At 71.3% G+C, this 12019-nt stretch carries 14 protein-coding genes; 5 read left to right on the forward strand and 9 right to left on the reverse strand.

All coding sequences use genetic code 11. The features are described from left to right. Nucleotides 1-9: 9 nt before the first annotated feature. A complete protein-coding gene (locus tag OIE47_RS10505; protein ID WP_326561306.1) occupies nt 10-996 on the forward strand; it encodes an aldo/keto reductase in 987 nt (328 codons plus the stop codon). A gap of 22 nt (nt 997-1018) precedes the next feature. Here OIE47_RS10505 and thpR read toward each other — a convergent pair whose 3' ends face one another. From thpR to OIE47_RS10535, 6 genes are all read right to left on the reverse strand, one after another. After that, nucleotides 1019-1621 (reverse strand): RNA 2',3'-cyclic phosphodiesterase, encoded by a 603-nt coding sequence (gene thpR, locus OIE47_RS10510; protein WP_326561307.1) that lies wholly within the window; start codon nt 1619-1621, stop codon nt 1019-1021. 28 nt (nt 1622-1649) lie between these two features. Then, nucleotides 1650-2150 carry a hypothetical protein gene (locus tag OIE47_RS10515; protein ID WP_326561308.1) on the reverse strand — a complete coding sequence of 167 codons (501 nt, stop codon included), beginning with the start codon at nt 2148-2150 and terminating at the stop codon, nt 1650-1652. Nucleotides 2151-2210: 60 nt separating this feature from the next. Then, nucleotides 2211-2960 (reverse strand): maleylpyruvate isomerase family mycothiol-dependent enzyme, encoded by a 750-nt coding sequence (locus tag OIE47_RS10520; RefSeq protein WP_326561309.1) that lies wholly within the window; start codon nt 2958-2960, stop codon nt 2211-2213. A gap of 100 nt (nt 2961-3060) precedes the next feature. Beyond that, on the reverse strand, nt 3061-4347 hold the full coding sequence (locus OIE47_RS10525) for an MFS transporter (protein WP_326561310.1): 1287 nt from the start codon (nt 4345-4347) through the stop codon (nt 3061-3063). Between the two features lie 70 nt (nt 4348-4417). Further along, nucleotides 4418-4867 carry a MarR family winged helix-turn-helix transcriptional regulator gene (locus OIE47_RS10530; protein ID WP_326561311.1) on the reverse strand — a complete coding sequence of 150 codons (450 nt, stop codon included), beginning with the start codon at nt 4865-4867 and terminating at the stop codon, nt 4418-4420. A 127-nt stretch (nt 4868-4994) separates the two neighbouring features. Beyond that, nucleotides 4995-6473: an NCS2 family permease gene (locus OIE47_RS10535; RefSeq protein WP_326561312.1), complete on the reverse strand. Its 1479-nt coding sequence runs from the start codon at nt 6471-6473 to the stop codon at nt 4995-4997. A 122-nt stretch (nt 6474-6595) separates the two neighbouring features. On the opposite strand from OIE47_RS10535, the gene OIE47_RS10540 reads away from it, so the two are divergent. Next, nucleotides 6596-6850, forward strand: a complete 255-nt coding sequence (locus OIE47_RS10540; RefSeq protein WP_326561313.1) for a DUF2530 domain-containing protein — start codon at nt 6596-6598, stop codon at nt 6848-6850. Nucleotides 6851-6866: 16 nt separating this feature from the next. Here the strand turns inward: OIE47_RS10540 and OIE47_RS10545 are convergent, their stop codons facing one another. Continuing rightward, a complete protein-coding gene (locus OIE47_RS10545; protein WP_326563049.1) occupies nt 6867-7706 on the reverse strand; it encodes a DUF3027 domain-containing protein in 840 nt (279 codons plus the stop codon). An 86-nt stretch (nt 7707-7792) separates the two neighbouring features. On the opposite strand from OIE47_RS10545, the gene OIE47_RS10550 reads away from it, so the two are divergent. Genes OIE47_RS10550 through OIE47_RS10560 form a run of 3 tightly spaced genes read left to right on the forward strand, consistent with a single transcriptional unit; the run spans nt 7793 to nt 10975 of the window. Beyond that, a complete protein-coding gene (locus OIE47_RS10550) occupies nt 7793-9478 on the forward strand; it encodes an MFS transporter (protein ID WP_326561314.1) in 1686 nt (561 codons plus the stop codon). Continuing rightward, the gene (locus tag OIE47_RS10555) at nt 9475-10110 is read left to right on the forward strand and encodes a futalosine hydrolase (protein ID WP_326561315.1); all 636 of its coding nucleotides are present in this window, start codon (nt 9475-9477) and stop codon (nt 10108-10110) included. The genes OIE47_RS10550 and OIE47_RS10555 overlap by 4 nt, the downstream gene beginning before the upstream one ends. 25 nt (nt 10111-10135) lie before the next feature. Further along, nucleotides 10136-10975 (forward strand): 1,4-dihydroxy-6-naphthoate synthase, encoded by an 840-nt coding sequence (locus OIE47_RS10560; protein WP_326561316.1) that lies wholly within the window; start codon nt 10136-10138, stop codon nt 10973-10975. Here the strand turns inward: OIE47_RS10560 and OIE47_RS10565 are convergent. After that, on the reverse strand, nt 10936-11322 hold the full coding sequence (locus OIE47_RS10565) for a cold-shock protein (RefSeq protein WP_326561317.1): 387 nt from the start codon (nt 11320-11322) through the stop codon (nt 10936-10938). The genes OIE47_RS10560 and OIE47_RS10565 overlap by 40 nt on opposite strands. A 35-nt stretch (nt 11323-11357) precedes the next feature. Then, nucleotides 11358-11978: an HAD family hydrolase gene (locus OIE47_RS10570; RefSeq protein WP_326561318.1), complete on the reverse strand. Its 621-nt coding sequence runs from the start codon at nt 11976-11978 to the stop codon at nt 11358-11360. Nucleotides 11979-12019: the final 41 nt, after the last annotated feature.

A 12019-nucleotide genomic window follows, 5' to 3' on the forward strand; every position in this document is an offset into this window, starting at 1 on the left:
GGTAGGGAGATGGAATACACGACACTCGGCCGTACCGGCCTGTCCGTGAGCCGCCTCTGCCTGGGCACGATGAACTTCGGGCCACAAACCAGCGAACCCGACAGCTTCGAGATCATGGATCGGGCGCTGGAGCACGGCATCAACTTCTTCGACACCGCGAACGTCTACGGTCAGCGGCTCGGCGAGGGCTGGACCGAGCAGATCATCGGTCGCTGGCTGGCCCAGGGTGACGGCCGACGGGACAAGATCGTGCTGGCCACCAAGGTCTACGGCCGGATGGGTGACTGGCCCAACGAGCGCGGGCTCTCCGCCCGGCACATCATCCGCTCCTGCGAGGAGTCGCTGCGCCGGCTCCAGACCGACTGGATCGACCTGCTCCAGATGCACCACGTGGACCGGACCACCCCGTGGGAGGAGATCTGGCAGGCGATGGAGACGCTGGTCGCCCAGGGCAAGGTCCAGTACGTCGGCTCCTCGAACTTCGCCGGGTGGCACCTGGCCGCCGCCCAGGAATCGGCCACCCGGCGGCACTTCCTCGGGCTGGTCTCCGAGCAGAGCATCTACAACCTGTTCACCCGGGCGGTCGAACTCGAGGTCATCCCCGCGGCCCAGCACTACGGCATCGGGATCATCCCCTGGTCGCCGTTGCAGGGCGGGCTGCTCAGCGGGGCGATCCGCAAGCTGGCCGAGGGTGGGGCCGAGCGGTCCAGGGCCGAGCGGGTCACCGAGGTCCTGGCCCAGCACCGTACGACCATCGAGGCGTACGAGAAGCTCTGCGCGGACCTGGGCAGCGACCCGGCCGACGTCGCGCTCGGCTGGCTGCTCTCCCGTCCCGGGGTGACCTCGCCGATCATCGGCCCGCGTACCGTGCAGCAGCTCGACGCGAGCCTCGGTGCGCTGGAGGTCGACCTCTCCGAGGAGACCCTGGCCCGGCTGGACGAGCTGTTCCCGCCGGTCGGCAAGGGTGGCGCCGGCCCGGAGGCCTGGGCCTGGTAACGACGCCCACGGTGGCCTGGCCCTACAGCGACCAGGCCGCCAGGCGTTCGTAGACCGGCCGGGGGCCGGGGTGGCTGCGTACCAGCACCATCTCGGTCACCGGCCAGGTCGGGCCGAGGTAGCCGTCCAGCACCGCCCGGTCCGCCTCGACGGCCTCCGGGGAGACCCGCCTTCCCGGCCGGGCCAGGGTGAGGTGCGGGACGTACGGCCGGGGGTCGGACGGCAGCCCGATGGTGGCGAGTTCCCGTCGGGTGGCCAGGCTCACCGCGTGCAGGGCGTCGACGTCTCCGCGCACCCCCACCCAGAGCACGGTGTCCGGCGCCACCCCGAACAGACCGCCCCCGCCCAGCGACAACCGGGGTACGCCGACGATCTCCACCGAGCCGTCGGTGCCGAGTGGAGGCCGCCAGGTCCGGGCCGCCCGGTCCAGCGCCGACCGCACCTCGGATAGCCGGGTGTCGGCCACCTCGCCGATGAAGACCACGGTCAGGTGCAGTTTGTCCGGCGGAGTCAGCCGTACGTCGACACCGGACGCGTGTGCCGTACCGACCCGCAGCCGGGCCAGTTCCCCGGTCAGGTCGGCCAGCGCCTCCGGCGACGGGTAGATCGCTACGAACAGGCGCACCGGCGCACCCCGCTCGGTGCCGGCGCGCTCATGGCCGGGAGGGTCGGTCGGCGGTGGACAGGACCAGGCCGGCGGCCTGCAACTCGCCCTCGACCCGTACCCGTTCGATCTCCCGGTCCAGCCCGTCGAGGTCGGCCAGGTGCTCGGCCACCCCCAGGTAGCGGCTGGCCACCCGCAACTGCTCGTCGTACGCCCGCAGCAGCTCGCCGTGCGCCGACCGGGACCGGGGCGGCCGTCCCAGCCGCTCACCGCCGAGCCGGCGCAGGTCGGCGGCGACCTGCTCGATCGCGGGCCCGCCCGGCCGGTCCAACTCGGACGGATCGAGGTGATTCGGCCCCGCCCCGGCCCGGAACGTACGGTCGAGGCGGTCGAGTTCGCGCCGCTGCCGCCGCCCGGTACGCCGGTTGACCGCCTCAGCCGCCAGCCAGGTGACCAGTTCGTCGGCGAAGAGGACCCCGGCGACGAGCGCCGGAAGGCAGACCAGTGACAGGAGTGCCAGGGCCAGCACGAAAACCTGCACGACGGCCATCCTCCGACGCTAGGCCCCACGATCGGGGCACGCCACCGATTTGCAAAGTGAGCCGGGTCGCTACTGGGTTGCCGCGCCCAGGACGGCGCGGAAAGTGTCTGCCGCGTGGCGGTCACCGGTGCGGCGTACGGCGTGGTCGGGGGTGCGGCGCCAGAGCCAGAGCAGCAGCTCCTGCGGAGCGCCGCTGATCGTGGTGTGCACCGGTTGGTCCGCCGAACCCGGCTCGACCGTCGCACCGGTGGCGTCGAGACCAAGCAGCCAGCTCTGCTCGCCGGTGGTCACCAGCACCCGCAGCGCCGAGTCGGGCAGCACCTCGGCGAAGCCCTCCGGCCAGCGCCGGATGCCGTAGGCCAGCATCACCCGGAGCATCTCGTCGATCCCGTCGTGGGCGAGGTCGTCGGGGATGTCGGCGATGGAGGTCCCGGCGGCAAGCTCCGCGTCGACGCGGTGCACCACGGTCTCCTGCGCCATCCGGCGGATCCAGAACGCCACCGTCTGGTCCGGTTCGTACCAGGTGTACGCGGGCGAGCCGGGGCTGCGGGTGGCGAACTCGCCGCGCAGTTCCGCGTACGCCCGGTCGAGAAGGTCCAGTGGCGACTCGCCGGACAGGTCCGGCGGCCAGGCCTGCGGCGCGGACCCGGTCCGCATGCAGGCGACCTTGTGCAGGTAGACCTGGGCCACGTGGCGGGTCAGGTCCTCGACGCTCCAGTCCGGGCAGGTCGGCACCTTCTCGGCCAACCCGCTCGCCGCGACCTCGGCCAACCGCGCATGGTCGATCGCGAGACGCTCCAGATAGCGCGACGTTTCCATCACACCAACCAATCAGACACCTACGACAGTTCCCACCACCATGACGGTCGGGAAGGGCCCCTTCCGGTCCGGAATTCGGGAACCAGGGGCCCTTCCCCGATCAGTTGGCGTCGGCGGGTACGACGTAGAAACGGGGCAGCGGGGCGATCCGCAGCCGGAGCCGGGAACCGTCGTGACGCAACTGCCAGAGCACCGCCAGCAGGGCGGCGGCCAGCGAGATGAGCCCGCCGATCCAGATCGCGGCGTTGGCACCGGCGTGCTCGGCGACCCACCCGATCACCGGTGCGCCGACCGGGTTGGTGCCGAGGAAGACCAGCACCCACAGGGCCATCACCCGGCCCCGGAACGCGGCGTCGACACCGAGCTGGACCCGCTGGTTGGACGCCTGGGCGAAGTAGACCATCAGGAAGCCGGCCGGCACCAGCAGCACCAGGACCAGCCAGTACGTGGTCGCCACCCCGACCAGGGTGCCGGCGATGGCGCAGGCCACGGCGGCACCGAGGACCACCCAGACCGACGGGCGGCTACGCCGGCCGCTCCCGGCCAGGGCGCCGCCGAGCGCGCCGACGGCCAGTGCCGTGGTGAACAGCCCGAACGAGGCCGCCCCGGTGTTGAAGACGGTCTTGGCGAGCGCGGCCAGGGTGATCTGGAAGTTGAACAGGGTCATCCCCATCACCGACATCAGCACCATCGGGAGCACCAGGTCGGGCCGGACCCGGACGTACCGGAGGCCGTCGATGACCTTGGCGGGGGCGCGTTCGTCCATCGGCGGCAGGGCTTCGCGGTGCAGTTCCTCGCCGCGCATCCGGACCAGGCCGATCAGCGGGGCGAGCGCGCCGAAGACGCTGATCAGGAAGACCAGTCCGACGTCGAAGAGGGCGATCGCCACACCGGCGACGGCCGGGCCGATGATCCGGGCGGAGTTGAAGGTCGCGGCGGAGAGGGAGAGCGCGTTCGGCAGCAGCGGGGTGCCGACGAGTTCGGAGACGAAGGACTGGCGTACCGGCGTCTCGACCGCGTTCGCCGTACCGAGCAGGGCGGCGAAGACGAAGACGTGCCAGAGCTCGATCACTCCGGTGACCACCAGCAGGCTCATGCCCAGCGCCAGCACGCACCAGGCGGCGTTGGCGATGAAGAGCAGCAGGCGCTTGTCGTACCGGTCGGCCAGGCGGCCGGAGAAGAGCGTGAGCAGCAGTACGGGGGTGAACTGCAGCGCGGTGACCCAGCCGAGCGCGGTCGCCGAGTTGTCGGAGAGATCGAGTACGAGCCAGTCCTGCGCGGTGAACATCATCCACACGCCGATCAGCTTGGTGAGCTGACCGATCGCGAACAGCCGGTAGTTTCGAACCTGCAGGGACTGGAAGGTGGTACCTAGTTTTGCCCGCACTCGGGGTGCGCCTCCTCGGGTCGTACGCGTCATCCACAGCGGACGAAGCGGACCCGGTGAGCGGCGCCGATCAGGCGCGAGCCACCTTCTGCAGGATCGCCGCGGCCAGCCGCAGCGTTTCCCGTTCCTCCGGGGTCAGCTCGGCGAGCCGGTGGCCCAGCCACTCGTTGCGGGCCCGCTCGAAATCGGCGAACACCGCGCGGCCGGACTCGGTCGTCGAGAGAATGACCTGTCGTCCGTCGGTCGGATGGGGAGTGCGGCGTACCAGGCCACGCTCCTCCAGCTTCGCGACGATCTTGGTCATCGTCGGTGGCTGCACCCGTTCGGTGTCGGCCAACTCACGCGGACTCAGCGCACCCGCCAGCTCGAGGCTGGTCAGGGCGGACAACTGGGTCAGCGTCAGTTCACCGACCGGCCGGGACTGCCGGACCCGTCGATTGAGCCGGGTGATCGCATCGCGCAGCAAACTTGCCAGCTGCGCAGGTGGCACACGTTGCGCCATCACCGTCCGCTCCGTCACGATAGTTAGCCTAACTAATAAGCCTTGCTAACGACCACTGTTATGACCACGGTCACCGAACCCGCGAACGGGCGGGGGACCCGGTGACCACCAGTTTCCCCCGCCCGTGCCAGGTACCCGCAACCGGTCAGCCGATCAGCGTCTCGATCGGGCCACGCAGGAAGTACAGGACGAAGAGCACGGCCACGCCGTACAGGAGCGGGTGCACCTCGCGGGCCTTGCCCCGGGCCAGCTTCAGTACGACGAAGGTGATCACACCCGCACCGATCCCGTTCGAGATCGAGTACGTGAACGGCATCAGCACGATGGTCAGGAAGGCCGGTACGGCGATCTCGTAGTCGGTCCAGTCGATGCTCCGTACGCCGGTCATCATCAGGAAGCCGACCACCACCAGCGCGGTCGAGGCGGCCTCGAACGGCACCACCACGACCAGCGGGGCCAGGAACATGGCCAGCAGGAACAGCGCGCCGGTGACCAGGTTCGCCACCCCGGTACGGGCACCCTCGGCCACCCCGGCCGCGCTCTCGATGTACGAGGTGTTGCTCGACGTGCTCGCCGCCCCGCCGGCCGCCGCCGCGATCGAGTCGACCAGCAGGATCTCCCGCGTACGCGGGGGTGTCTGGTTCTCGTCCAGCAGGTCGCCCTCCTGCGCGACCGCCACCATCGTGCCCATGGTGTCGAAGAAGTCGGTGACCAGGAGGGTGAAGACGAACATCAGCGCGACCAGCCAACCGGCGGTCGACCACGAGCCGAGCACGTTGAAGTTGCCCAGCAGGGAGAGGTCCGGGGTGTCCAGCACGGTGGACGGCAACTCCGGCACGTTCAGCGACCAACCCGAGGGGTTCGGCTTGCCGTCGACGAACGACGGGCCCACGTTGGCGATCGCCTCCACCACGAGAGCCAGCACGGTCGAGGCGACGATGCCGATCAGGATCGCGCCCCGCACCTTGCGTACCACCAGCACCAGGGTGATCAGCAGACCGAGCACGAAGACCAGCGCCGGCCAGGTGACCAGCTTGCCGTTGATGCCCAGGCCGACCGGGACGGTGGTGCCGGCGGCGTCCGGGATCCGCCGGACGAACCCGGCGTCGACCAGCCCGATGATGGTCAGGAACAGGCCGATGCCCACCCCGATCGCGGTCTTGAGCTGGGTCGGCACCGAGTGGAACACGGCCGTACGCAACCCGGTCAGCACCAGGATCGCGATGATCACACCCTCGATCACCACCAGGCCCATCGCGTCGGCCCAGGTCATCTGCGGGGCGATCTCGTACGCGACCAGGGCGTTCACGCCGAGGCCGGCGGCCAGGGCCAGCGGGAACCGGCCGACCACCCCCATCAGGATCGTCATCACCCCGGCGACCAGGGCGGTTGCGGCGGCCACCGCCGGAATGGCCAGCCGCTGCCCGTTCCCGTCGACCGCGTTGCCGAGGATCAACGGGTTGAGCACCACGATGTAGGCCATCGTGAAGAAGGTGGCGAGGCCGCCCCGGATCTCGCGGCTGATCGTCGAGCCACGGGCGGAGATCTCGAAGTACCGGTCGAAGCCGTTCGGTGGGGGTGTGGTCGCCGGCGGGGCGCCGGCTTCCGTGGAGGTGGTCGTCATATGGGTACCTCGCATGCAGCGATCAAGGGGGTTTGATCCGCGCATCGTCCCAGACGACCGGTTACCGGGAAAGTACGTTCCGGTTACGAAGTTCGATCCCTGCCCACGGGTACGCTGATCACGTGCCGGAGCAGCAGCAACCGCGGCCGGAGCCGCTCGACCCACCGATGGTCCCGTTCGCCGTCGGCGGCATCGTGATCTGGGCGGTGGTCGGGCTGGTCCTGCTGATCTTCTTCAACGACTGGCTGACCGAGCACGGTCACCGGGACTGGCTCTGGACCTGCCTGGCCGGTTTCCTGGTCGGCTTCCCCGGACTGGCCGTGATGCTGCGGCACGACGCCAACCGCCGTCGCCGCCGGGCCGGCCAGCAGCACTGACCGGCACCCGGTCCGGTCAGCCGTGGCCGTACGGCTCGGCGGGCTCCTCGCTGGCCACCGAACCGGGCGCCCGGCTCACCGAGACCGCCTCGACCTCGTTGTCGTCGTAGATCGTCGGCAGCTCGTCCACCGGCGTCTCGACCGTGTCGAGCATGGTCTCCGAATGCGCCCCGCACCCGTGGTCCGCACTGACCGCCCGGCCGTCGTCGGGGGCGTAGAAGTTGCCGCAGACACCGAAGGCCTGGCGCATGGCGCCGGCCAGGGGCAGGTAGAAGCCGCACGTCCCGCACCGGGCGGTACGGGGAGCGGCGGCGGAGATCGGCGCGGTCGGGCCGTGGTCGCCGTCGTACCAGCGCTGCGCGGTCTCCTCCCGGCCCTCCTTGGACATCACCCTGGACCGGCCGAGCCCGAGTTCCCAGACGGTCTCCTCGACCGCCGGGTCGTCGGAGAGGACGTAACCGGGTACGAGCCGGTCGTCGTCGGCCGGGGCCGGGAGCAGGTCGCCAACACCCAGGTCACCCGGCTGGAGCCGTTCCTGCCAGGGCAGCCAGCTCGGCGCCAGCAGGGCGTCCGGGCCGGGGAGCAGGACCGTCTCGCAGATGGTCACCTGCTTGCTGCGCGAGACCCGGGTGACGGTCACCGCCCAACGCCAACCCCGGTAGCCGTCGAGCAGACATTCGAAGAAATGGGTAACCAGGCGTTCACCCTCGGCAACCACCTCCAGGTGATCGCCGACATCGGTCGGCTCCACCTCGGTGATGCCGGCCCGCGCCACCTCAACGGCAGCGGCACAAACCTGGTCGAGACGGGCTGCGCGAGCGCCGACGGTCCTGGTCACATGCTCATTCTTCCCTATCCCGTCAGCCTGGCGGCAGGGACTCCCCGTACACGTTCTCGCGCCACATCCTCCGGGCGTGCGCCGGATGGGCGAGGATGGTGCACATGCCGCTGTTCAACCGCCCCAAGGGGTCGTTCCTCGGGCGTGCCCTCGGTAGGACGATCCGGGGCACCCGCGCGGTCCTGCGCGGGACATTCCGGGGCGGCGCCTGGATCACCCGAGGCGCCGGGCGGGTACGGACCAGGGGCGCCGGCGGCGAGACCGGCATGGTGCGCCTGTTCGACCTGCACGCCGTCTCGTGTGCCGGGGACGTACTGATCACGATCGGGCTGGCCGGAACGATCTTCTTCAACGCCCCGCTCGGCGAGGCGCGGGGCAAGGTCGCCCTCTACCTGCTGATCACCATGGTCCCGTTCGCGCTGCTCGCCCCCGTGGTCGGCCCGCTGCTCGACCACTTCCGGCACGGCCGCCGGTACGCGCTCGCCGCCACCATGCTCGGCCGCGCCTTCCTGGCCTGGTTGATCTCCGACTACATCCACGGGTTCGGCCTCTACCCGGCCGCGTTCGGCGTACTCGCCCTCTCCCGCGCGTACGGGGTGGCCCGGTCGGCCGCCGTACCCCGGCTGCTTCCCGCGGGGATCGGGCTGTCCCAGGCGGGAGCACGGGCCAGCGTCTACGGCACCATCGCCGGCGCCGTGGTGGCCCCGCTGGGCCTGGCCGCGTTCTGGCTCGGTCCACAGTGGCCCCTCCGGGTCGCCTCGGTGATCTTCCTGGTCGGGATGGTGATCGCGCTCCGGCTGCCGCCACGCGCCGACTCCGAGCCGCCGGAGGCGGTGCCCCGGGCGTGGCGCGGGATCTGGCGGGGCAACGGCACCGGGGCGCTGAGCGGCGGTCCGGGCGGTCGACTGGTGATCGGCACCCTGGTCGGCGGCGCCACCCTGCGCGGCCTGTACGGCTTCCTCCTGCTCTTCCTCGCCTTCGCGATCAAGAGCGGCGACGTGACCACCGTCGTCCTCGGGCGGAACCTCTCCGACCAGGCCGCACTGGGTCTGGTCGGCGGGGCACTGGTGATCGGGACCTTCCTGGCCACCGCGCTCGGCACCCGGCTGCGCATCCACCGGCCGACCGCCATCCAGTCCAGCGGCCTGGTCATCGTCGCCGCCCTGGCGGTGCTGACCACGGTCGAGTTCTCGCTGCTCACGGTCGCCCTGCTCTGCCTGGTCACCGCCCTGGTCAGCGGGATCGCCAAGCTCGCCGTCGACGCCTCGATCCAGGAACGGGTCCGGGAACGATCACGAGCGAGCGCGTTCGCCCACTCCGAGACCGCGCTGATGCTGGCCTTCGTGGCCGGTGGCGCGATCGGCCTGATCCCGTTCGACGGCCGGGTCGGCATCGCGGTGCTGAGCGGGCTCGCCACGCTCTCCGCCGTACGCGCGGTGGTGGTCGCCGGCCGGCTGCGCGGGGAACGGCTGCACGGGCGGGCCATCCCCGACGCCGAGCAGGAAGCCGCCGAGGAACAGGCCGCCGCCGAGCAGCGGGCCGCCGAACAGCAGGCCCGGGACGAGGCCGAACGGCAGCGGGCCACGGCCGCGACGGAAGCCGGGGACCGGTCCGGGATCACCGAACCGGCGACGGCGGCAGCCGCACAGACCGGGAACTCGGGCGGTGGCGACCGGCCGTTGGCCCCGCCCGGCTACCACATCTACCGACCGTCGTCGGCCGTACCCGCACCGGGTTCCGGCGACGACGGTGCGCGCCAACAACGTGAACCCCGGGAGCCGACCACATGAGCGCTGGACTGCTGATCGTCACCGCCGTGCCGGCCGAGGCGGAGGCGGTCCGGGCCGGCCTGTCCAGCACCACGGTGACCGTCGCGCCGGTCGGGGTCGGGCCGGCCGCCGCCGGTGCGGGCACCGCCCGGCTGCTCGCCCTGGCCGAGGCGGGCGGGCAGCCGTACCAGGCGGTGATCAGCGCCGGGATCGGCGGCGGCTTCCCGAACCGGGTCGCGCTCGGCACCATCGTGCTGGCCACCCGGAGCATCGCCGCCGACCTGGGCGCCGAGTCGCCGGAGGGTTTCCTCCCGCTCGACGAACTGGGCTTCGGACCGTCGTCGGCCCCCGCCGACCCGGCCCTGCTGGAGCGGCTGCGCGAGGCCCTGCCCCGGGCCACCGTCGGGGCCGTGATCACGTGCAGCACCGTCACCGGTACGTCCGAGAGCGCCCGCGCGCTCGCCGCCCGCTACCCGGACGCGGTCGCCGAGGCGATGGAGGGGTACGGGGTCGCCACCGCCGCCTCCCAGGCCGGGGTCCCCTTCGCCGAGCTGCGGACCATCTCCAACCCGGTCGGCCCCCGGGACCGGGGTGCGTGGCGGATCACCGAAGCGTTCGAGGCGCTCCGCTCAGCAGCCGCCGCGCTGCGCTGATCCACAGCGGGTTACGGTGGGGGACGTGGCACTCTCGCTGGCGTTCTCCCCCTGCCCCAACGACACCTTCGTCTTCCATGCCCTGGTGCACGGTCTGGTGCCGGGTGCGCCACCGGTCGAGGTGACCTACGCCGACGTGGACGTCACCAACACCGCCGCCCAGCAGGGTGCGTACGACATCGTGAAGGTGAGTTACGCCGCACTCCCGTGGCTGCTCGACGACTACCAGTTGCTGCCCTGCGGCGGTGCGCTGGGCCGGGGCTGCGGGCCGCTGGTGCTGACCCGGGGCGACCGGACCGACCTGGGCGGGGCGACCGTCGCGGTGCCCGGCGACCGGACCACGGCGTACCTGCTGTTCCGGCTCTGGGCGGCGGACCAGCGGCCGGCGACGATCGAGGTCGTGCCGTTCCACGAGATCATGCCGGGGGTGGCGGCCGGTCGCTACGACGCCGGACTGGTCATCCACGAGGCCCGGTTCACGTACCACCGGCACGGGCTGACCGCCCTGGTGGACCTCGGTGAGTGGTGGGAGTCGGACACCGGCCTGCCGATCCCGCTCGGCGCCATCCTGGCCCGCCGCGGCACCGTGGATCCGGTGGCCGCGGCGGACTGGATCCGCGCGTCCGTGAAACAGGCCTGGGCCGACCCGGCCGGCACCCGCGAGTACGTGTTGGCGCACGCGCAGGAGATGGAACCGGACGTGGTCGACCAGCACATCGGGCTCTATGTGAACGAGTTCACCGCGGATCTCGGCGAGGACGGCTATCGCGCGATCGACGCCCTGCTCCGCCGGGCCGCGGCTGCCGGGTTGACCCCGGCGACCCCTCAGACTTCCAGTTCGCTGGCGACCGCGTGGACCAGCTGAGCGACGGTCTGCGCGGTCTTCTTGTCCGGGAACCGGCCGCGTCGCAGATCAGGCTGGATCTTCGCCTCCAGGACCTTGATCATGTCTTCGACCAGACCGTGCAGTTCCTCGGCGGGACGGCGGCGGAGTTCCGCCATGGACGGCGGCGCGTCCAGCAGTTTCGCGGCGTGGGCCTGGGCGCCCTTGCGACTGTCCACGACGCCGAACTCGATCCGCTGACCCCCCTTGAGATCGGTGACGCCAGCGGGCAACGCACTCTTGGGTAGGAACACGTCGCCGCCCTCGTCACTGGTGACGAATCCATAACCCTTGGCCGCGTCGTACCACTTCACTCGACCCGTCGGCACCTGATTGACCTCGACTCCGTATGCGGCTGCTGACCTCACAAGGCTAGCCGCAACAGGCCCGGCAACGCCGCTGGGAATCCGGTCAGGTCATCGAGGACCAGCTCCGCGCCGGCCGTACGCAGCTCATCCACATCGCACGGCCCGGTGGCGACACCGACCCCGGGAACCCCGGCGATCCGGGCGGCGGTCATGTCCGCGACGTGGTCACCGACGTAGACGCGGGCGTCGTACTCCCCCAACGCGATCGCCTTCTGCTCGGCGAACAGGTCACCGGCCACCTCGTCCACCGGCAGCCCCAGGTGCTCCACGTGCAGCCGGGCCAGCCGGCCGAGCTTCGAGGTGACAACCAACACACGCAGACCGGCGTCGCGTACCGCGGCCAGCGTCTCGGCGGCGCCGGGCAGCAGCAGGGCCGGGGTGACCGCGTACGCCGGGTAGAGCGAGCGGAACGTCACCACCGCCTCCTCCACCTGCTCCGGCGGGAACCAGTACGCCAACTCGTGCCGCAGCGGCGGGCCGAGCCGGCTGACCGCGAGATCGGCGTCGACGTGCACCCCCGTTCTGGCCGTCAGCTCGCGGTACGTGGCGGCGATGCCGGGCCGGGAGTCGATCAGGGTCATGTCGAGGTCGAACCCGACCGAGGGGGTGGTCGCCATCCGATCATCGTCGCACGCCGACCGAGTCGAGGAGTCCAGCC

It is taken from the genome of Micromonospora sp. NBC_01796 (assembly GCF_035917455.1).
Taxonomy (GTDB): domain Bacteria; phylum Actinomycetota; class Actinomycetes; order Mycobacteriales; family Micromonosporaceae; genus Micromonospora_G.

What these genes read in the sequence shown, in the direction of transcription:
- OIE47_RS10550 (WP_326561314.1), top strand. Translation starts at nt 7,793, where the DNA reads ATGCCGCTGTTCAACCGCCCCAAGGGGTCGTTCCTCGGGCGTGCCCTC.
- OIE47_RS10515 (WP_326561308.1), bottom strand. Translation starts at nt 2,150, where the DNA reads ATGGCCGTCGTGCAGGTTTTCGTGCTGGCCCTGGCACTCCTGTCACTG.
- OIE47_RS10505 (WP_326561306.1), top strand. Translation starts at nt 10, where the DNA reads ATGGAATACACGACACTCGGCCGTACCGGCCTGTCCGTGAGCCGCCTC.
- OIE47_RS10570 (WP_326561318.1), bottom strand. Translation starts at nt 11,978, where the DNA reads ATGGCGACCACCCCCTCGGTCGGGTTCGACCTCGACATGACCCTGATC.
- OIE47_RS10555 (WP_326561315.1), top strand. Translation starts at nt 9,475, where the DNA reads ATGAGCGCTGGACTGCTGATCGTCACCGCCGTGCCGGCCGAGGCGGAG.
- OIE47_RS10520 (WP_326561309.1), bottom strand. Translation starts at nt 2,960, where the DNA reads ATGGAAACGTCGCGCTATCTGGAGCGTCTCGCGATCGACCATGCGCGG.
- OIE47_RS10535 (WP_326561312.1), bottom strand. Translation starts at nt 6,473, where the DNA reads ATGACGACCACCTCCACGGAAGCCGGCGCCCCGCCGGCGACCACACCC.